Origin of the sequence: Acinetobacter lwoffii (assembly GCF_024129595.1) — a bacterium.
Lineage (GTDB): Bacteria > Pseudomonadota > Gammaproteobacteria > Pseudomonadales > Moraxellaceae > Acinetobacter > Acinetobacter lwoffii_O.
The window spans coordinates 124,322-142,778 of sequence record NZ_JAMXXS010000003.1; the positions used below are offsets into that span (position 1 = coordinate 124,322).

The 18,457-nt window shown below is 45.0% G+C and carries 17 protein-coding genes and 5 tRNA genes; 6 read left to right on the forward strand and 16 right to left on the reverse strand.

All coding sequences use genetic code 11. The features are described from left to right. The first annotated feature begins 3 nt into the window (after positions 1-3). Positions 4-405, forward strand: a complete 402-nt coding sequence (locus NI466_RS03100; protein ID WP_005108489.1) for a Na+/H+ antiporter subunit G — start codon at positions 4-6, stop codon at positions 403-405. Between the two features lie 85 nt (positions 406-490). On the opposite strand, the gene NI466_RS03105 is transcribed toward NI466_RS03100, so the two are convergent. From NI466_RS03105 to tpiA, 11 genes are all read right to left on the reverse strand, one after another. Beyond that, complete coding sequence (locus tag NI466_RS03105; protein ID WP_004281108.1) at positions 491-895, reverse strand: ribosome-binding factor A; 405 nt, start codon at positions 893-895, stop codon at positions 491-493. Further along, the gene (infB, locus tag NI466_RS03110; protein ID WP_114541781.1) at positions 895-3,603 is read right to left on the reverse strand and encodes a translation initiation factor IF-2; all 2,709 of its coding nucleotides are present in this window, start codon (positions 3,601-3,603) and stop codon (positions 895-897) included. Before infB ends, NI466_RS03105 begins: the two co-directional genes overlap by 1 nt. 10 nt (positions 3,604-3,613) lie before the next feature. After that, the gene (gene nusA, locus NI466_RS03115; RefSeq protein ID WP_004281105.1) at positions 3,614-5,098 is read right to left on the reverse strand and encodes a transcription termination factor NusA; all 1,485 of its coding nucleotides are present in this window, start codon (positions 5,096-5,098) and stop codon (positions 3,614-3,616) included. Between the two features lie 34 nt (positions 5,099-5,132). Continuing rightward, positions 5,133-5,657 carry a ribosome maturation factor RimP gene (gene rimP, locus NI466_RS03120; protein ID WP_004281103.1) on the reverse strand — a complete coding sequence of 175 codons (525 nt, stop codon included), beginning with the start codon at positions 5,655-5,657 and terminating at the stop codon, positions 5,133-5,135. A gap of 223 nt (positions 5,658-5,880) precedes the next feature. Then, positions 5,881-5,957, reverse strand: a tRNA-Met gene (locus NI466_RS03125). A gap of 88 nt (positions 5,958-6,045) precedes the next feature. After that, positions 6,046-6,122: transfer RNA gene (locus tag NI466_RS03130), tRNA-Met, on the reverse strand. 68 nt (positions 6,123-6,190) lie between these two features. Then, positions 6,191-6,267: transfer RNA gene (locus NI466_RS03135), tRNA-Met, on the reverse strand. Positions 6,268-6,347: 80 nt separating this feature from the next. Continuing rightward, a tRNA-Met gene (locus tag NI466_RS03140) sits at positions 6,348-6,424 on the reverse strand. A gap of 54 nt (positions 6,425-6,478) precedes the next feature. Next, positions 6,479-6,563: transfer RNA gene (locus NI466_RS03145), tRNA-Leu, on the reverse strand. A gap of 53 nt (positions 6,564-6,616) precedes the next feature. After that, positions 6,617-6,946, reverse strand: coding sequence for a preprotein translocase subunit SecG (secG, locus tag NI466_RS03150; RefSeq protein ID WP_005094388.1), 330 nt, complete (start codon positions 6,944-6,946; stop codon positions 6,617-6,619). Between the two features lie 13 nt (positions 6,947-6,959). Continuing rightward, entirely contained in the window at positions 6,960-7,751 is a 792-nt protein-coding gene (tpiA, locus tag NI466_RS03155; RefSeq protein ID WP_005094392.1) for a triose-phosphate isomerase, read from the reverse strand. Between the two features lie 277 nt (positions 7,752-8,028). Between tpiA and pilB the strand changes: the two genes are divergently transcribed. From pilB to coaE, 4 genes are read left to right on the forward strand one after another with little or no spacing between them, the layout of a single operon-like run. After that, the gene (gene pilB / locus NI466_RS03160; RefSeq protein ID WP_253172688.1) at positions 8,029-9,738 is read left to right on the forward strand and encodes a type IV-A pilus assembly ATPase PilB; all 1,710 of its coding nucleotides are present in this window, start codon (positions 8,029-8,031) and stop codon (positions 9,736-9,738) included. Between the two features lie 31 nt (positions 9,739-9,769). Next, the gene (locus NI466_RS03165; RefSeq protein ID WP_253172689.1) at positions 9,770-10,999 is read left to right on the forward strand and encodes a type II secretion system F family protein; all 1,230 of its coding nucleotides are present in this window, start codon (positions 9,770-9,772) and stop codon (positions 10,997-10,999) included. Further along, the gene (locus NI466_RS15915; protein WP_290445972.1) at positions 10,999-11,859 is read left to right on the forward strand and encodes a prepilin peptidase; all 861 of its coding nucleotides are present in this window, start codon (positions 10,999-11,001) and stop codon (positions 11,857-11,859) included. Before NI466_RS03165 ends, NI466_RS15915 begins: the two co-directional genes overlap by 1 nt. A 1-nt stretch (position 11,860) precedes the next feature. Then, a complete protein-coding gene (gene coaE, locus NI466_RS03180) occupies positions 11,861-12,460 on the forward strand; it encodes a dephospho-CoA kinase (RefSeq protein ID WP_253172691.1) in 600 nt (199 codons plus the stop codon). 21 nt (positions 12,461-12,481) lie between these two features. Here the strand turns inward: coaE and NI466_RS03185 are convergent, their stop codons facing one another. From NI466_RS03185 to ppnP, 3 genes are all read right to left on the reverse strand, one after another. Further along, complete coding sequence (locus tag NI466_RS03185; protein WP_435575019.1) at positions 12,482-13,405, reverse strand: DMT family transporter; 924 nt, start codon at positions 13,403-13,405, stop codon at positions 12,482-12,484. Between the two features lie 6 nt (positions 13,406-13,411). Continuing rightward, positions 13,412-14,161 (reverse strand): 23S rRNA (guanosine(2251)-2'-O)-methyltransferase RlmB, encoded by a 750-nt coding sequence (gene rlmB / locus NI466_RS03190; RefSeq protein WP_180086789.1) that lies wholly within the window; start codon positions 14,159-14,161, stop codon positions 13,412-13,414. A 134-nt stretch (positions 14,162-14,295) separates the two neighbouring features. Then, complete coding sequence (gene ppnP, locus NI466_RS03195; protein ID WP_004281089.1) at positions 14,296-14,619, reverse strand: pyrimidine/purine nucleoside phosphorylase; 324 nt, start codon at positions 14,617-14,619, stop codon at positions 14,296-14,298. A gap of 441 nt (positions 14,620-15,060) precedes the next feature. Between ppnP and recN the strand changes: the two genes are divergently transcribed. Further along, on the forward strand, positions 15,061-16,722 hold the full coding sequence (gene recN, locus NI466_RS03200; protein WP_253172695.1) for a DNA repair protein RecN: 1,662 nt from the start codon (positions 15,061-15,063) through the stop codon (positions 16,720-16,722). 86 nt (positions 16,723-16,808) lie between these two features. Here recN and NI466_RS03205 read toward each other — a convergent pair whose 3' ends face one another. Both NI466_RS03205 and lpoB read right to left on the reverse strand, forming a co-directional pair. Continuing rightward, entirely contained in the window at positions 16,809-17,795 is a 987-nt protein-coding gene (locus NI466_RS03205) for a CsgG/HfaB family protein (RefSeq protein WP_005108477.1), read from the reverse strand. A gap of 52 nt (positions 17,796-17,847) precedes the next feature. Next, complete coding sequence (gene lpoB, locus NI466_RS03210) at positions 17,848-18,447, reverse strand: penicillin-binding protein activator LpoB (protein ID WP_005108476.1); 600 nt, start codon at positions 18,445-18,447, stop codon at positions 17,848-17,850. Positions 18,448-18,457 lie beyond the last annotated feature (10 nt).

Here is an 18,457-nt window from a genome sequence, read left to right on the forward strand (position 1 = left end):
TAAATGTCTTTAATTTTAGAAATACTGGTGTCGATTTTTCTATTGATTGGTGCTTTCTTTATGCTGGTCGGCGGAATTGGGATGGTGCGTTTGCCCGATCTGTTCATGCGTCTGCATGCACCGACCAAATCCAGTACTTTGGGCCTCGGCAGTTTTTTAATTGCGGCGATGATTTTCTCTGCCATGTATGGCCGTTTCGGTTTTGCTGAAGTGCTGATTACCCTGTTTGCCTTTATTACTGCGCCGGTATCCGCCAATCTGATGGCACAGGCTGCATTGCATTTGCGGTTACGCTCTTTGAGTGGCGAAGTGCCGGAAACGCTGGAACGTCCCCTGCCTTGGCAGCGTTCACGCCGTCGTACCTTTTATGAAAAGAAAATCAATCGCAATGATGATTTAGATTAATTGAGCAAGCGATTCCAGTTCTCCCAAATCTCAAAATAGAGAGATAAAAAAAGCCACCCGAAGGTGGCTTTTTTAGTCCTAAGACTTATTCATCATCTTTTTTTGCTTCAGCTTCAGGTAAGTCCTTCACTGCTTCAGCGATCAGACCAAACATATAGTTACCATATGCATTGGTCTTATCGTAATGGAAACGTAGACGAGGCGTAATACGGGTTTTGATACGACGACTCAGCTCGTGGCGCAGGAAACCAGATGCTTTGTTCAACACATCCAGAGTTTCTTTATTGGCCTCTTGGCTTTGCTCATCGCCAAGTTCACGTCCCATCACAGTGACATAAACTTCCGCATATCCCAGGTCTGGGCTCACCTTCACCGCAGAGATGGTCACGAGACCACCTAAGCGTGGATCTTTCAGCTCCTGACGGATCAGTTCTGACAACTCGCGTTGTACTGTATCCGCCATACGCTTCAGACGTTGACTACCCGCCATTAAAGACTCCGTTTAATCAGTTGGACATCGTACACTTCGATCTTATCAAGTGCTTTGATGTCTTTATAGCCTTTCACCGCAAGACCACATTCCATACCGGCACGAACTTCTTCAACCACTTCTTTGTAGCGACGAAGAGATTCAAGCTCGCCCTGGAACACAACCACGTCATCACGTAATACGCGAATCGGTTTGTTACGATGCAATACGCCTTCAAGTACCATACAGCCCGCAGCCGCACCAAACTTACTTGAGTGGAATACTTCACGTACTTGTGCAACACCCAGAATCGTTTCACGATGTTCTGGTGCAAGCTTACCGCTCATTGCTGCTTTCACATCATCAATCAATTGATAGATGATTGAGTAGTAACGAATGTCGATACTGTCTGCATCTGCTTTTTGACGCGCAGCGTTGTCCGCACGTACGTTAAAGCCGAGTAGAACTGCTTCTGAAGATTCAGCCAGTGTCACGTCAGACTCAGTGATCGCACCTACACCAGAACCAATGATACGTACTTTAACTTCGTCAGTCGCAAGCTCAGCAAGTGCAACGTGTAATGCTTCCAAGGTACCGCGTACGTCAGTTTTCAACACAACGTTCACGATAGGTACATCTTTCTTGCCCATAGACGCCATGATGTTTTCAAGACGCATTGCAGATTGACGCTCAAGACGTTTTTGACGTTCACGATCCATACGCGCATCGGCAACTTCACGTGCTTTCTTCTCGTCGCTCACCACAAGAACTTCGTCACCAGCCATTGGCGCTTCTGGAAGACCCAGAATTTCCACTGGAATCGAAGGACCTGCAGATTTGATACGCTGACCATTTTCATCCGTCATCGCACGAACGCGACCATAAGATGAACCAGCAAGAACAAGATCACCTACTTTCAATGTACCGTTTTGAACTAGAATAGACGTTACCGCACCACGGCTGTTGTCTACACGTGCTTCAATTACAACACCTTGTGCAGCACCTTCTTCAGATGCTTTAAGCTCTAGAAGTTCAGCTTGAATCGAAATAATATCAAGAAGTTCATCAATGCCTTGACCAGTATGTGCAGAAACCATTGCCACTGGAACGTCACCACCCCATTGTTCTGGCACGATTTCTTTCACAGTCAATTCATTCAGAACGCGATCTGGATCAGCAGATTCTTTATCCATCTTGTTGATTGCAACAATGATTGGTGTACCTGCAGCACGTGCATGGTCAATTGCTTCTGCAGTTTGTGGCATTACACCATCATCTGCTGCAACAACTAGAACCACGATATCTGTTGCTTTCGCACCACGTGAACGCATTGCAGTAAATGCTGCGTGTCCCGGAGTATCAAGGAATGTAATCATACCTTTATCAGTAGTTACATGGTAAGCACCGATATGCTGGGTAATACCGCCTGCTTCGCCAGCAGCCACTTTGGCACGACGAATACGGTCAAGCAGTGATGTTTTACCATGGTCAACGTGACCCATAATGGTAACAACAGGCGCACGCGTAGATTGCGCACCACGTGCTTCTTCAGCTGCTTCAAGCAAGTTATCTTCAGCTTGTGTATCAGAAACCAGTACCGGATTATGGCCCATTTCTTCAACAACAAGTGCAGCAATTTCCTGATCAATTGCCTGGTTCTGAGTAACCAATTCACCCATTTTCATGAGTGATTTAATCACTTCACGAACCTTAACTGCCATTTTCGCAGCTAAGTCAGCAACGACAATCGTTTCACCGATTTCAACATCGTAAACCTGTTTTTTCACAGGTTTTTCGAAGCCATGCTTGTTGCCTTGACTGGTTTTTAAACCGCGCTTAGGCTGTTTGCTGAAGCTTTGCTCTTCCTGACCACGACGACCACCTTTTTTAGGTGCACGCGCGCTCGGCGTATTCGTACCACGTTTGATTTCGCGGTCTTCTTTTGCAAAAGAGTCTTCATATGCCTGGCCAACAAGACCGGCAGCCAGAGGAGAATCATCAACAACACGAATAGTTGCAGTGGTATCTTCCGCGGTGTACTTAGACGCCATTTGACGCATTTGCTCAAGGGTACGTTGCTGCGCTTCTTCAGCCGCTTTACGACGTGCTGCTTCTTCAACAGCTTTTAATTTTGCTGCTTCTGCTTCACGTGCCTTTTTCTGTTCAGCGGTTTCAGTTGGTTTAACAACTTGCTTCACAATCGGCTTGTTAGTTGATTTGCGTTTTACCACTACTGCAGCTTTAGAAACTTCTTGCTTGTCGCTGGTTTGCTTTGCAGCAGCACGCATCGCTTCTAGAGCTTTATTCGCATTATTTACGCCAGTTTTTGGAGCTTCGGCAGAAGCAGCTTGCGCTGTATTCTGCTCAGGCGCAGCTTTGGCCTGTTGCTCAGCCTTGGCTTTCGCCAATGCTTCTGCTTTGATCTGTTCTGGATCCGGCTTAACAAATGTATGCTTCTTGCGAACTTCTACATTAATCGTTTTCGCCTTACCTGAAGTACTGGCTACTTTAGCCGTACTAGTCGTTTTACGTTTCAACGTGATTTGCCCTGCTTGGCTTTCCGAACCCTGTGACTTTTTCACATGACTCATCAAGCTATCTTGTTGTTCGGTGGTAATAATATCGTCAGCTTTACGCTGTGGTAAACCTGCCTCACGAACCTGCTCTAGGAGCTTCTCAACTGGACGACCCACGTTGAGGGCTAACTCTTTAATCGACTTGTCCGTCATATACTACCTCCTAGTTAAACCATGATTCGCGCGCTTTCATAATGAGTTGACCTGCTTTCTCAGCACCCAAACCTTCAATATCTTCGATATCGTCAGTCGCCTGATCTGCTAAATCATCCACTGTTACCACACCACGAGCTGCTAGCGCTTGCGCGATCTCTACTGTCATGCCTTCCATTGCAACAAGTTCTTCACTTGGCGCTTGTATGTTCTCTTGCTGTTGTAATGCATCAGCAAGTGCAATTTCTTTCGCACGGCTTTGCAGTAGTTCAACCAGTTCCGCATCCAGTTCGATTTCATCAAACGTTTCTGCAGGGACATAAGCAATTTCTTCAAGCGAGGTGAAGCCCATTTCTACCAATGCCATCGCCAAATCTTCCGCGATATCCAGACGGGTAACAAACATGTCTAAATATTGTTGCGCTTCGTTTTGTTGACGGGCGTAGTATTCCTCTTCCAGCATCATGTCCAGCTTGTAGCCAGTCAATTCAGATGCCAGACGAACGTTCTGACCTTGTGAACCAATCGCACGTGCCAACTGATCGCTGGTTGCGAAAATGATATCTGCAGTACGTGCATCTTCATCGATGACAATACTCGATACATCTGCTGGTTCCAATGCACTTGCGATATATTGCGCAGGATCATCCGACCAAACGACTACATCAATACGCTCGCCATTGAGCTCTTGCTGTACAGCTTGAATACGGGTACCACGCATACCAATACAAGCACCCACCGGGTCAATACGGTGGTCATTGGTTTTCACTGCAATTTTAGCACGAACGCCTGGTTGGCGAGCCGCCGCTTTAATTTCAATAATTTCTTCAGAAATCTCAGGGATTTCTTTCTTCATCAATGCAATCAGCATATCCGGTTTAGCACGTGACAGTTGTAACTGCGCACCACGACCTTCACGGTTGACATTGAATAGAATCGCATTCACGCGTTGCTTCGGACGAAGGATTTCTTTCGGAATCATTTCTTCGCGAGCAAGATACGCTTCAGCATTGTCACCTAGGTCAATGATAAAGCCGTCTTTGGTTTGTTTTTTCACTTCACCGTAGATCAGCTCGCCGACTTTAGATTCGTAAGCATCGGCTACAAGCGCACGTTCTGCTTCACGGATCTTCTGTACGATCACTTGCTTGGCAATTTGCGCTGCAATACGACCGAAGTCAATTGACTCAACTTCCAGCTCACGAATGTCACCAATCGACCATTTTGCCGGATCGACATCAGAGATGGCATCCTGACAAGCTGGCATTTCATGGTCTTCGTCTGCAACCACTTCCCACTGACGGAAAGTACGATAGTCACCTGTTTTGCGATCGATTTCCACACGTAAACGTGCTTCTTCCGAATGTGTTCCTTCGTAGAATTTTTTCTTTGTCGCAGCAACTAAAGCTTGCTCAAGCGCTTCAAAGATCGCTTCACGAGGTACACCTTTTTCGTTACTAACCGTTTCAACGACGGTCAGAATTTCACGTGCCATACGTCACCTATTCGTTAAATTTTTATTTATTAAATTAATCTTGGAAGACCAAATTTGCTTTATCGATATTGTGACTGTCGATCTCCAATACCTGTTGCTTTTCTACTTCAACCTGAATCATTTCATTTTCAAGATCGACAGCAACCAGTTTGGCCTGGAATTTACGACGGTTATCTACCGCACTGATCAAACGTAGTGCTACGGTATGACCGATATAGCCTGACATCTGCTCGAGCTGGAAGAATGGACGGTCCCAGCCTGGCGAAGATACTTCAAGTGAATATTCACCCGAGATCGGATCATGAACATCCAGCATTGCGCCCACTTGCTGCGTGACACGCACACAATCCTGAACGCCAATACCACGCCCCTGCTCTTCTTCACCATCTTCATTGATTGCTGGTGCAACGCTCTCATCGACTGGCTTGTCGATGTAGATACGTAATAACGAACATTTACCCTGTGGCAGGAATTCAATCCCCCAAAGGTTTACATTACAGGCTTCAACTGCTGGTGCAATCAAGTCCTGAAGTGCTTGAGTTTTATTTGATAGCTTCATTTACTCTCGTCATCTGGTGCGATTTTATGATCTATTTGACCACTACAAACCAATACAAACTATAGTAGTAGTGAAACATGGAGATTTGACCAAATAATGTCGACACTACACGATAGCCAATAAAAAAGGGCGTAAATCGCCCCAATTAATGCACAATTTAAGATTTTTTCAAATCCCACTGTGCAAAAAGGCCCACCTTGTTGTGAGCCTCTTTTTAGAAACTTGGTAGCGGGAGCTGGATTTGAACCAACGACCTTCGGGTTATGAGCCCGACGAGCTACCAGACTGCTCCATCCCGCATCAACGTGCAAAAATTATATACAAAAGATGAGAACTTTTCAATCAAAACCACATCATTCTGCATATTTGTCATCTGTCGCTGAAAAAGTGGTAGCGGGAGCTGGATTTGAACCAACGACCTTCGGGTTATGAGCCCGACGAGCTACCAGACTGCTCCATCCCGCATCAGCGTACAAATAACATTTCAGTTTAAAAGACTTAAACTGCTTTTAAAGTTTGCATCTTTAAAAGATTGGTAGCGGGAGCTGGATTTGAACCAACGACCTTCGGGTTATGAGCCCGACGAGCTACCAGACTGCTCCATCCCGCAACAACATGCAAATTAAATTTCTCAACTTAAAACCTGTTTAAGCTGCCTCTTAAAAGTTTGCGTCTTTAAAAAGGATTGATTGGTAGCGGGAGCTGGATTTGAACCAACGACCTTCGGGTTATGAGCCCGACGAGCTACCAGACTGCTCCATCCCGCATCAACAGAAGTTTTTTCAGCTGCATACACCAACTTAAATTTCTGGATTATAAGTTGGTGCGGAAGGGGGGACTTGAACCCCCACGCCCGAAAGCACTACCACCTCAAGGTAGCGTGTCTACCAATTCCACCACCACCGCAGCTGTGACGCATTCTAGTCGCATCACTGGAAAAAAGAAAGGACTAATTAAAACTATTCGGTCGTTTCTGGTGCAGTTGGTGAAGTTTCATTCGATTGCACAGGCATGGTCGGCGCAGATTGAACCGTTCCCAAACTATAGGCATTTGTGCTGTCTTTCTTGGCCAAAACAGCCAGAGTCAAACTGGTCACAAAAAATAGCGCCGTTAAAATGGCAGTCAAACGGGTCATAAAATTGCCGGAACCCGATGCCCCGAATACTGTCGCCGCACCACCGCCACCGAAAGAGGCACCAGCATCTGCACCTTTACCATGCTGAACCAAAATCAAGACAATCATCAAAACAGCTAAGATAATATGTACTACCAGCACAAAAGTTTGCATGCTGAACTCCTAATTATTGTGTATTTGCAAATGCGTGAGCAATTTTATGGAACGACTCAGCATTGAGTGATGCACCACCGACCAGTGCTCCATTGATATCCGGGCAGGCTGCTAACTCTACTGCATTTTCCGGCTTGACACTACCACCATATAAAATCGCCATGGTTGCACCATAGCCGGTGATCTGGCTCAAACCTTGACGGATTTGTGCATGCATGGCTTGTGCATCTTCAGGAGAGGCGGTTTTACCGGTACCAATTGCCCAGATCGGCTCATAAGCAATCACGATATTTTTCCATTGCTCAGCGTCCACTACCGCTGCAATATCACAAATCTGTTGCAATACGACCGCTTCAGCCTGCCCTGCTTCACGTTGTTCCAGGCTTTCACCCACGCAGTAAATCACCGTTAAACCGGCAGTTAATGCATGCTTGATTTTGGCATTCAGAACTTCTGCGTTTTCTGCGAAAACTTCACGACGCTCAGAATGACCAATCAGTACATAATGAATCTGGCTGTCTTGCAATAATTCAGCGCTCACTTCACCGGTATAAGCACCCGTTCCTGAAATACGTGAAACATCTTGTGCTACAGTGTAAACAGGACGAGTCGCAGATGACAGTTCCGCCTGAATCTGGGTCAGGGCAAGAGCAATCGGGGCTACACCGATATGACATTTATCTGCGGCGATTGGTGCAGTTTCCAGTAAATTTTTAATACCGTGTACCAGTGTTAATGCATCTGCCTGCAGCGGATTCATTTTCCAGTTACCTATTACCCAAGGGGTAATCGTCGAAACTGACATAATTAACCTATTTTATTTACATATTTCGAATTGGGCACATTCTACACGGAATTGGAAAATTTAAAGAATAGTTTTCTTATCACTTATTCTAGGTTTAGACTATTCAAAATGGTTGTTTTTTGTTATCACTTAAAAAAATGGGAACTTCTTCTAACCAGTTCAAAGTTTTACTGGATATGAGGAAGGTAGCAGCACTCTTAGCTATGGTATTTTTACGTAACAAACGTATAATTTTAATATAGCAATTAAAAAAATTTGATTTATAGGCATTTATAGCATGACAGCATTACAGGGGTCGCCAAGATTTACCGGATTTATTCGTCGTTTAGTCGAGGAAGGCGTCATCTCGGCTGAAGATATGCGCAGTGCGTTGGCGCATGCCAAACAAGAAAAAGTCGATATTGTGGCTGAGCTGATTAACCAGCAGCAGCTTTCTCCAACCGTCATTGCTGAAACGATTTCGGTTGAATTTGGCGAACCGCTGTTTGATATCAGTGCCTATGATCCTGCCCAAATTTTGCGGGATGCAATTGATGAAAAGCTGATTACCAAGCATCGCATCCTGCCGATTTTTAAAAATTCCAGTATTTTATATGTTGCAACCAGCAACCCGACCAACATCGAAGCAATTGATGCAGTCCGTTTTTCGACTAAACTCAATATTGAAACCATTATTGTTGAACACAATAAACTTGAAAAACTGATCGAGCAAAATTTTACTGAAGAAAGCACGTTTGAGTTTGATGACGATTTTGACTTAGATGTTGATGTCGACACCTCAGATACAAATAAAGAGGATGAAGAAAGCAATAAAGGTGATGAAGCACCGATTGTCAAATATATTAATAAATTGCTGATTGATGCGATCCGTATGGGCGCTTCAGATCTACACTTTGAACCTTATGAAAAAATCTATCGGGTACGGTACCGGGTCGATGGCGTTCTACGTCAGATTGCAACCCCGCCCTTACAGCTGGCAAATCGCTTGTCTTCACGTCTTAAAGTTATGTCGCAAATGGACATTTCGGAAAAACGTGTACCGCAAGATGGACGAATCAAATTAAAACTTTCTAAAAATAAAGCCATTGATTTCCGTGTCAACTCTCTCCCTACCCTGTTTGGCGAGAAGCTGGTACTGCGTATTCTGGATCCATCCAGCGCGATGCTGGGGATTGATGCTCTGGGCTATGAACCGGAACAAAAAGAACTGTTTATGCAGGCACTGGACAAACCGCAAGGGATGCTGCTGATCACCGGTCCGACCGGTTCCGGTAAAACAGTTTCTCTTTATACCGGTCTGAATATTTTAAACCGTGAAGATACCAATATCTCAACGGCGGAAGATCCGGTCGAGATTAACCTGCAAGGGATTAATCAGGTCAATGTCAACAATAAAGTCGGCCTGACCTTCTCTGCCGCACTAAAGTCCTTCTTACGCCAAGACCCAGACATCGTAATGGTCGGTGAGATCCGGGATCTGGAAACTGCCGAGATTGCGATTAAAGCTGCGCAGACCGGTCATATGGTGATGTCGACCTTACATACCAACAGTGCGCCTGAGACCTTGACCCGTTTACGTAATATGGGCGTACCTTCTTTCAATATTGCCACCTCGGTGAATCTAGTTATTGCACAACGACTGGCACGTCGCTTGTGTTCGCAATGCAAGAAACCTGCCGAGATTCCGCAACAAAGCTTACTGGAGATGGGTTTTACCGAAACCGACTTGCAGCAACCTGAGTTCCAAATTTATGAACCGGTGGGCTGCAATGAATGTCGCGAAGGCTATAAGGGTCGTGTAGGTATTTATGAAGTTATGAAAGTAACACCCGAAATTTCCAGAATTATTATGGAGGACGGCAATGCACTTGAAATTGCCGATGCTTCCGCACGTGCAGGTTTTAATAATTTACGCCGGTCAGGTTTAATCAAGGTGATGCAGGGGGTGACTTCTTTACAGGAAGTCAATCGTGTCACCAGCGAATGATCGGGCGCTGATCTAAAATAAGGATAAAGGTATGGCAGCAGTAAAGAAAGGCCAGATGATGCCGATCTTCAGCTATGAAGGAATTGATCGTAAAGGGGCAAAGATCAAGGGGGAATTGCCAGCGAAAAATATGGCTTTGGCCAAGGTCACCCTTCGAAAACAAGGTATCAGCATCAAGACCATTCGGGAAAAGAAAAAAAATATTCTCGAAGGCTTAATGAAAAAACGTGTCAGCACACTGGATATCACTATTTTTACCCGGCAACTAGCAACTATGATGAAAGCTGGGGTACCTCTGGTACAAGGCTTTGAAATTGTGGCGGAAGGCCTGGAAAATCCGGCAATGCGCGAAGTGGTCCTGGGAATTAAAGGTGAGGTTGAAGGCGGTAACACCTTTGCCGGTGCACTGCGCAAATACCCACAGTATTTCGACAAATTGTTCTGTTCCTTGGTCGAATCTGGTGAACAATCCGGTGCGCTAGAAACCATGCTGGATCGTGTGGCGATATATAAAGAAAAAAGCGAACTACTCAAGCAAAAAATCAAAAAGGCCATGAAATATCCAGCTACAGTTGTTGTGGTCGCCCTGATTGTTACCATTATTCTGATGGTCAAAGTGGTACCGGTTTTCCAGGACTTATTCTCTTCATTTGGTGCTGACTTACCTGCTTTCACTAAAATGGTGGTCAATATGTCGGAATGGATGCAAAAATATTGGTTCCTGCTGATTATTGCGATTGGAGCCATCATTACTGCTTTTCTTGAAGCCAAAAAACGTAGCAAGAAATTCCGCGATTTTCTGGATAAAGCAGCGCTCAAGGCACCGATTTTTGGTGATCTGGTATATAAAGCGATTATTGCCCGTTATAGCCGTACCTTGGCCACCACTTTTGCAGCTGGTGTTCCCTTGATTGATGCACTGGAATCTACTGCCGGCGCTACCAATAACGTCGTATATGAAGATGCGGTGATGAAAATTCGGGAAGATGTCGCCACAGGTCAACAGCTGCAATTTGCTATGCGGGTCACCAACAAGTTCCCTTCCATGGCCATCCAAATGGTCGCAATTGGTGAGGAATCGGGTGCACTAGATGCCATGCTGGATAAAGTAGCCACGCATTATGAAAATGAAGTCGACAATGCAGTTGACGGCTTAACTTCAATGATGGAACCGCTCATTATGGCTGTTCTCGGTGTGCTTGTTGGTGGTCTGGTGATTGCTATGTACCTTCCAATCTTCCAAATGGGTTCTGTGGTTTAATGCAAGATCTTATTCAATATTTTATTCAAAACCCAACGGCGTTGTATATCGCAGTTGGGCTTTTTAGTTTATGTATCGGCAGCTTTCTGAATGTAGTGATTTACCGCACTCCCAAGATGATGGAACAGGAATGGCGTACCGATTGCCAGATGTTCCTGCATCCGGAACAGCCGGTGATTGATGAAGCGAAATTAAGTTTAAGCAAACCCGCTTCGACTTGCCCTAAATGTCATCAGCCAATTCGCTGGTACCAGAATATCCCAGTTATCAGCTGGCTGGTCCTGCGCGGGAAATGTAGCAACTGCCAGAATTCCATTAGCATCCGCTATCCATTTGTTGAAATTCTGACGGCAGTTTGTGCACTGCTTGTCGTAGCAGTATTTGGCCCAACCATGCAAATGCTGTTTGGCTTGATCCTGACTTATGTGCTGATTGCACTCACTTTTATTGATTTCGACACCCAGCTATTGCCGGACCGTTATACCCTGCCCTTGGCCGCGCTAGGTCTGGGCGCAAATAGTTATGCACTCTATACCTCACCAAGCTCAGCCATCTGGGGGTATATCATTGGTTTTTTATGTCTATGGATAGTGTATTACCTGTTTAAAATCATCACCGGCAAGGAAGGCATGGGTTATGGCGATTTTAAATTGCTTGCGGCTTTGGGTGCCTGGATGGGTCCATTATTACTGCCTTTAATTGTGCTGTTGTCTTCCCTGGTAGGTGCGATTATTGGCATCATTCTGCTAAAAGTTCGCAAGGAAAATCAGCCTTTTGCTTTTGGTCCTTATATTGCTATTGCCGGTTGGATTGCTTTTCTTTGGGGTGAACAAATTATGAAAGTGTATTTAGGTCAATAAATTGAAATTTGTACTCGGTTTAACTGGTGGGATTGGCAGTGGTAAGTCTGCTGCCAGTCAATGGTTTGAAGCACAAGGGATAACGGTAGTCGATGCCGATGTGGTAGCACGTGAAGTGGTCGAAATTGGTCAGCCTGCACTGGCCCAGATTCAGCAGGCTTTTGGCGATTGGGTATTGCTTGCCGATGGTTCACTGAATCGTCGTGCCTTGCGTGAATATATCTTCCAGTCTCCTGAAGCACGCAAAACTCTGGAAAGTATTACCCATCCGGCAATTCGCACTTCCATTATCCAGCAACTACATGCTGCGCAAAGTCCCTATGCCATTCTGGTTTCTCCTCTACTGTTCGAAACCAATCAGCACGAACTCACTCAGCATACCTTACTGATTGATGCCACCATCGAACTGCAAATTGAGCGGGCCTCACAACGTGATGGCCAGAATATCGAACAAATTCGCAATATCATTGCCGCACAAATGTCTCGTGAACAAAAGCAGACCATGGCCGATGATATTGTCCTAAATGATGGTCATCTGGATCATCTCTATGCTCATCTCAAACTATTACATCAAAAATATTTAAACATGGCAGCCAGCTGAAGCATAAAAAAAACAGTCTGATTAAGACTGTTTTTTTTGTTCTGCTAATTTTCGGCTTAGACTGTCCTGATGCTGTAACCAGCGCCACGGCTGTAAGGCCCCAACTGCCATACCCATCAGGCCACACACCATGGCCAGACTTAAAGTTTCATTTAATAAAGGTACAGCCAGAATTGCCGCAATAAAAGGTGCAAGATTGGTAATACTGCCTGCCTTAAATGCACCAAGACGCTTGATGGCTTCTACATAACTTAAAGTAGCAATAATCACCACAAATATGCCGTGAAAAATGGTCTGAAACAGTAAATGCTCGGGTTCAGGCACACTCAGGTTTTTCGGTAAAAATAGCAGATAAATCGGCACATAAACCACTGCCGACCAGATCGCGACACCACACATTGCCTGCCATGCAGTTAGCTGATATTTACGCAATAAAACGGTAAAAATCGCCCAAAGTATAGCACTAATAAAAAACAGCCCGTCTCCTGCTCCAAAGGCCACACCAGTTTCTCGATACATCAGCATACTCATGAGACATAGTACTACGATCATAATTATCAGGCTGGCCCAGGTATGTTTATCAAAAGCCTGCCCCATCAGAAAAAAAGCCATAATCGCGGTACAGATTGGAATACTGCCATTCAAGAAAATTGCAGCATGGGCGGTAGGTGCGTAGTGAAAAGCGCTATAGGCAAACAGGCAGTAAATCACCCCACCAATCATCGCTAAAATAAAAGGCTCTTTTTTCAGTAAAAAAGCGGCCTCTTTACGATAGAGCAAGATCGGCATCAGAATCAGGAAGGCCAGAGAAAAACGCAAGGCCACAATATCCCAGGCACTGATCTGCCAAAGTGCATTCAGGCGGGCCGTTAAGGTAAAACCGCCCCAGATGCACATGGTAACAACTAAAAAAACATAGCCTTGGGTACGGTCTGACAATGCCATCATCAATTAAAGGTTACGCTGACGGCAGGCTTCATACAGTGCCATACCTGTAGCCACACTGACATTCAGACTTTGCAGATTACCTGCCATCGGGATATACACGGTCTGATCACATTGGCTTTGCGTAATTGGACGCAGACCAGTATCTTCCGCACCCATCACCACACAGACACCAGTACCGGTGAAATCAAACTCCTGAATCGGCAGCGCTTTTTCATCCAGCATGGTACCGACGACTCGCACATTAAAGTCTTCTTTGATTTGCCCCAAGGTACGCGCCAGATTAGTCACCTGAATAAATTTGACTTTGTCCGCACCACCAGCAGCCACTTTACGTGCTGTCGGGGTTAAAGTTGCAGAACGATCACGTGGCGCAATCACTGCCTCAACGCCCATTGCAGCGGCTGTACGGATACAGGCACCGAGATTGTGCGGATCGGTAATATGATCAAGAGCCAATAATAATGCTTGAGGATTCGCACTCAACAATGATTCAAGATCTTTTTCATTCAGGGTTGGATGAGCACGTACCGCAGCGACCACGCCTTGGTGAAACGGTTGCCCGGCCAGTTTCTCCAGTTTGTCACGGCTGGCTTGCTGCACACTGATCCCAAACGGTTCAGCCAGTTCCAGTACACGCTTTAAACGCTGATCATCGCGTCCTTTGAGAGTGAATAATGTCAAGACACGTTCAGGCTCAAGCTCTAACAATGACTCCACTGAATGTACGCCATAAAAATATTCAGGTTTTGCCATGAACGACCTCTAGATTAGTTATATACAAAAGAAAAATCCCGTAAAGCTGACTTCACAGGATTTCTATAGCTGATTAGTTTAACCGATTCGCACTGAAATTTCTTGCCCGGTTTGCACTGATCTTGAATCTGGACTTAACCTTCAAAATGGCAGACATAGTCCAGCACATCATCGGTTTCGATTTTAAAACGGCTATTGCCCGGCACATAGAAAGACTGCCCCGCACGGAACAGCTCACTTTCTTCGCTATCGCCAATCTGAACACGGCATTCACCTGAAACAATTTCCATGCGCTCAGGAACATGTGTTTCAAAGGTCAAGGCATTTTCTGATGGCAGAATGACACCCAACGTTTTCTTGGTCCCATCTTCAAATTGTACAATGTGACTAATACACAACCCGCCGAAATATACATTAGATTTTTTAAGTACCGATACATGATCAAACTGAGCTGACATGCGATTTCTCCAGATAAAGCATTTTGTAATATTTTGATTGCTGTAGTTTAAATGTGCACCCTCAACTAATCAATCGAAGTTTGTCGGCGTCGATCAAATATTCTGTATCGCTGAATCCCTTTTAGTTGCAGCATGTTTTGGCCTGTATTTTGCTGGTAGATATGCTTAATTTCCGATTTGCACACGCTCTTGTAAAACAGACTCAATTGAGTCATTAATTTAAAGATTGCTGATGTCAAAAATATGAAAATCAGCATTGAATTAACATACTTCTGAGTCAGCTTGTTGCGAAAATACAGTGAAATAAGCATATATGAATCTTTAAAATTTAAGATAGAATGAAATTGATTCGTCCTGATTTATAATAATCCCAGCCATGTTGCGACCCCCAATCCGACATCAGGCTATTTCAATCAAACTTTTCGCAGCCCGGATGCGTTTATGCTGACACATTTAACTCTGATCAATTTTGCTTTAGCTGGGCATCTTGCTATTGATATTGATAAAGGTTTTAACGTTTTAACCGGTGAAACCGGTGCAGGTAAATCCCTCTTACTGGATGCATTGTCTGCTTGTTTGGGTGAGCGAACCGATACCAATTATGTGCGTTATGGCTCAGAAAAAGCCGATGTCACCGCCAGTTTCAGCTATCAGGAACACAGTCCTGAAGCCGCTTGGTTAAAAGAACATGAGCTGGATGATGAGTCAGGTGAAATTCATTTACGACGGGTAATTTTTGCTACCGGCCGCAGCAAGGCCTGGATCAATGGACGCCCGAGCAGCCTGTCAGAGTTGAAAGAAATTGGGCGTCTGCTGGTTCAACTTTATAGCCAGCATAGCCAGCAGCAACTTCTGGAACCACCTTATCCAAAACACTGGCTGGATCGCTATAGCAATTTTTATACACCAGCTCAGGAAGTGCGGGACGCTTATAGCACCTGGCAGAAAAATATTCGTCAGCATCAGGCAGCGCTAGATGCACAAGCGACCCGTAAGCAACGCATGGAAACCTTGGAACTGCAGCTAGAAGAACTGGAAGACATTGTTCAGACGGATTATCAGGAGATTGAACAGGAATTTGACCGGCTTTCCCATCATGAAGCGATCATGCAGGACTGTGTCTATAGCCTGAATAGTCTGGATGAAGGCGAACAGAATATTTCCCAAGAACTGGCTTCCATTCTACGTCGCATGGAATCACATGCCGGTCGTAGCGAACAGCTTTCCGGAATTTACACCTCCCTGCTGAATGCCCAAAGCGAACTTGAAGATGCAGCAGCGAATTTACGCCAGTTTATGGATCGGCAGAGTTTTGATCCGGAACGCATGGAAGTACTAAATTCGACTTTAGAAATCTTCCATCGTCTGGCACGTAAATATCGTACCCAGCCAGAATTACTCAAAGAAGAATATGAAGCCTGGCAAACCGAATTAGAACAGCTGCATCAACTGGAAGATCCGGAAACACTGGCTGAACAGGTCGCGGTTTCTTATCAGGAGTTTCTGGATAAAGCCCAACATCTGGATCAGATTCGCCGTGAAGCCGCAGCACCGTTGGCCAAGCAGCTCACTGAGCAGGTCAAACAACTGGCATTGCCTGAAGCACATTTTGAGTTCAAGTTTGAGCCTTTGGAGCATCCCTCTAGTGAAGGTCTCAGCTTTATTCAATTGCTGTTTACTGCCAATAAAGGCATTCCGGCACAGCCTTTGGCCCGGGTTGCATCAGGCGGTGAACTCTCGCGTATTGCGCTAGTGATGCAAGTCATGAATGCGGAAAAAACCGAAGCTGAAGTGCTGGTCTTTGATGAAATTGATGTCGGGATTAGTGGTGGTACCGCAGAGATTGTCGGGCGTTTACTGGCCGATCTGGCCCAGCATGTACAGATTCTGTGTATTACCCATCAGGCACAAGTGGCAGCACAATCTGATCAGCATCTACTGGTAAAAAAACAGCAGACTGATCCTGCCAGCAGCACAATCATTGACCTTGAGGAAAATGAAATTATTCAGGAGCTTGCAAGAATGACAGGCGGTGTAGAGATTAGTGAAACCACCTTGCAACATGCCCGCCAGTTACGTCAGCTGAAATTTCAGCAGGCTTGAGCTACTTGTAAAGCGACACATAAAAAATCCCTGCATTTAGGTCAGAGATTTTTTATGTGTTAAAAATCATTCGAACTAATATTAACTTACCATTTTACAGGTTGATCGCTTGAACCTGGCGTCATTTCATAGCCCGGTGATGAATCATAAGATTGACCAGTCTGAGACTGTACAGGCTGTAATTTTAAGCCCTGTAAAATTTCCGGGTTTAAGCCCTGAGCAATTTTATCCGCCGTACTGTCATTTAAACTATTGGTCAGAATATTCTGTGTCATTAAATTAGACAGAGTTCGATTGAAAGTGCCCGCTGCTACCACTTTACTGGTATTGGCTTCAATGACACGCCAGCTTAAACGCACTTGTTCAGCGCCGGCATTCAAACCATACATTTGCTGATGGCTGGCACTAGACAGATCATTAATTCGTCCCACCAGTAAATAGTCTGCTCCAACTTTCTGACCGATACGCGCCAGCTCATGCGGTGCACCATCCCAATACAGGAATGCATTTTCAGACTGCATTTCATCCAGATAATGACGATCTACCACACTCAACTGTCCGCTTTGAGCCAGATAATTTCCTAAAGTATCGGATAATTCCTGACTAAACTCATAGGCAGATGTGTCATTGGCCAGTCGGTTATTTTTCTCGGCCATCTGGAATGGCAATACTGCAATCCTGCGCAAATGCTGGTCTTGTACAGTCGATTCAAACTTCACCACATGTGCGCGAACTTTGGCACGGTAATTATTTTTTGCACCCGTCACACTCAGCACCTGAAACTTGGTCACTGAACCTGAACCTTGATTTGCCACACTAAAAACTGGTGAAACTTTACCGTTATAACTCCAGCCCTGATTATTCACCGATACAGAAACAGTCTCTTCATAATTCATTTGGGAAGAAACTGAAGCACCATTTACCGATTGCACAGCAATTAATAAGGCTTCAGAAATCGCCTGGTGTTGAGTTGGACCACTTCCACTGGCTTCTTTAACCACTTCTTTAATGGCTGCAAAGGCCGGAGCGCTCAACAATCCAGACAACAGGCCTGCAAGTAATATTTTTTTCATATTATATTCTTCTACAGTCACTGTGCCAAAAGCACAGTGACCTTCATTGAAATTACAGACCAAAAGTCGAGCGTTTGCCTGCCTTACGGATTTCTTTCTCGCCAGTCCACTCTACGATACCAGTTTGCAGGTTTTGCAATTTAAAAGTGAACTTGTAATACACATCACTCTTGCCACCGGCATTCTTCACAATACTCGACAAGTTGCCATTTAGCATAAATTCGGCACCAATATGACCACCGGCACGTACTGCTGTTGATTGGTTCACCATACCGCTTTGCTTTTGATAAGCTAGCTGCTGTGCCACCGCATTCACCGATTTCATATCAACAAAACGAAATTTTCCAGAATTGATTAGTTTGTTCTGAATACTGTCAGTAATCGATTCGGTATCGATATGTTCCTGGGTTTTGTTATGAATCCGATCAAGGACAATGACCGGACGGCGGTTTTGGGTCATTTGCACCACTGGCGGGAACATCAACATGTCATCCACCATTTTGGCTGCAATCATTTGCAAGTCAGTTGAACCAAAGTCTGTGGTTAAGGTTTCGACTGCTTGGGCATCACCATAACTTACTGAACCAGTAGAGGCACAGCCACTAAGCAGTGTCGTAGTTGCCAATGCGGCGAAAATCAATTTTGCGTTCATTTCAAGTCTC

Coding starts and splice junctions, on each gene's coding strand:
- NI466_RS03100 (WP_005108489.1), top strand. CDS start 4: ATGTCTTTAATTTTAGAAATACTGGTGTCGATTTTTCTATTGATTGGT.
- NI466_RS03105 (WP_004281108.1), bottom strand. CDS start 895: ATGGCGGGTAGTCAACGTCTGAAGCGTATGGCGGATACAGTACAACGC.
- infB (WP_114541781.1), bottom strand. CDS start 3,603: ATGACGGACAAGTCGATTAAAGAGTTAGCCCTCAACGTGGGTCGTCCA.
- nusA (WP_004281105.1), bottom strand. CDS start 5,098: ATGGCACGTGAAATTCTGACCGTCGTTGAAACGGTTAGTAACGAAAAA.
- rimP (WP_004281103.1), bottom strand. CDS start 5,657: ATGAAGCTATCAAATAAAACTCAAGCACTTCAGGACTTGATTGCACCA.
- secG (WP_005094388.1), bottom strand. CDS start 6,946: ATGCAAACTTTTGTGCTGGTAGTACATATTATCTTAGCTGTTTTGATG.
- tpiA (WP_005094392.1), bottom strand. CDS start 7,751: ATGTCAGTTTCGACGATTACCCCTTGGGTAATAGGTAACTGGAAAATG.
- pilB (WP_253172688.1), top strand. CDS start 8,029: ATGACAGCATTACAGGGGTCGCCAAGATTTACCGGATTTATTCGTCGT.
- NI466_RS03165 (WP_253172689.1), top strand. CDS start 9,770: ATGGCAGCAGTAAAGAAAGGCCAGATGATGCCGATCTTCAGCTATGAA.
- NI466_RS15915 (WP_290445972.1), top strand. CDS start 10,999: ATGCAAGATCTTATTCAATATTTTATTCAAAACCCAACGGCGTTGTAT.
- NI466_RS03185 (WP_435575019.1), bottom strand. CDS start 13,405: ATGGCATTGTCAGACCGTACCCAAGGCTATGTTTTTTTAGTTGTTACC.
- rlmB (WP_180086789.1), bottom strand. CDS start 14,161: ATGGCAAAACCTGAATATTTTTATGGCGTACATTCAGTGGAGTCATTG.
- ppnP (WP_004281089.1), bottom strand. CDS start 14,619: ATGTCAGCTCAGTTTGATCATGTATCGGTACTTAAAAAATCTAATGTA.
- recN (WP_253172695.1), top strand. CDS start 15,061: ATGCTGACACATTTAACTCTGATCAATTTTGCTTTAGCTGGGCATCTT.
- NI466_RS03205 (WP_005108477.1), bottom strand. CDS start 17,795: ATGAAAAAAATATTACTTGCAGGCCTGTTGTCTGGATTGTTGAGCGCT.
- lpoB (WP_005108476.1), bottom strand. CDS start 18,447: ATGAACGCAAAATTGATTTTCGCCGCATTGGCAACTACGACACTGCTT.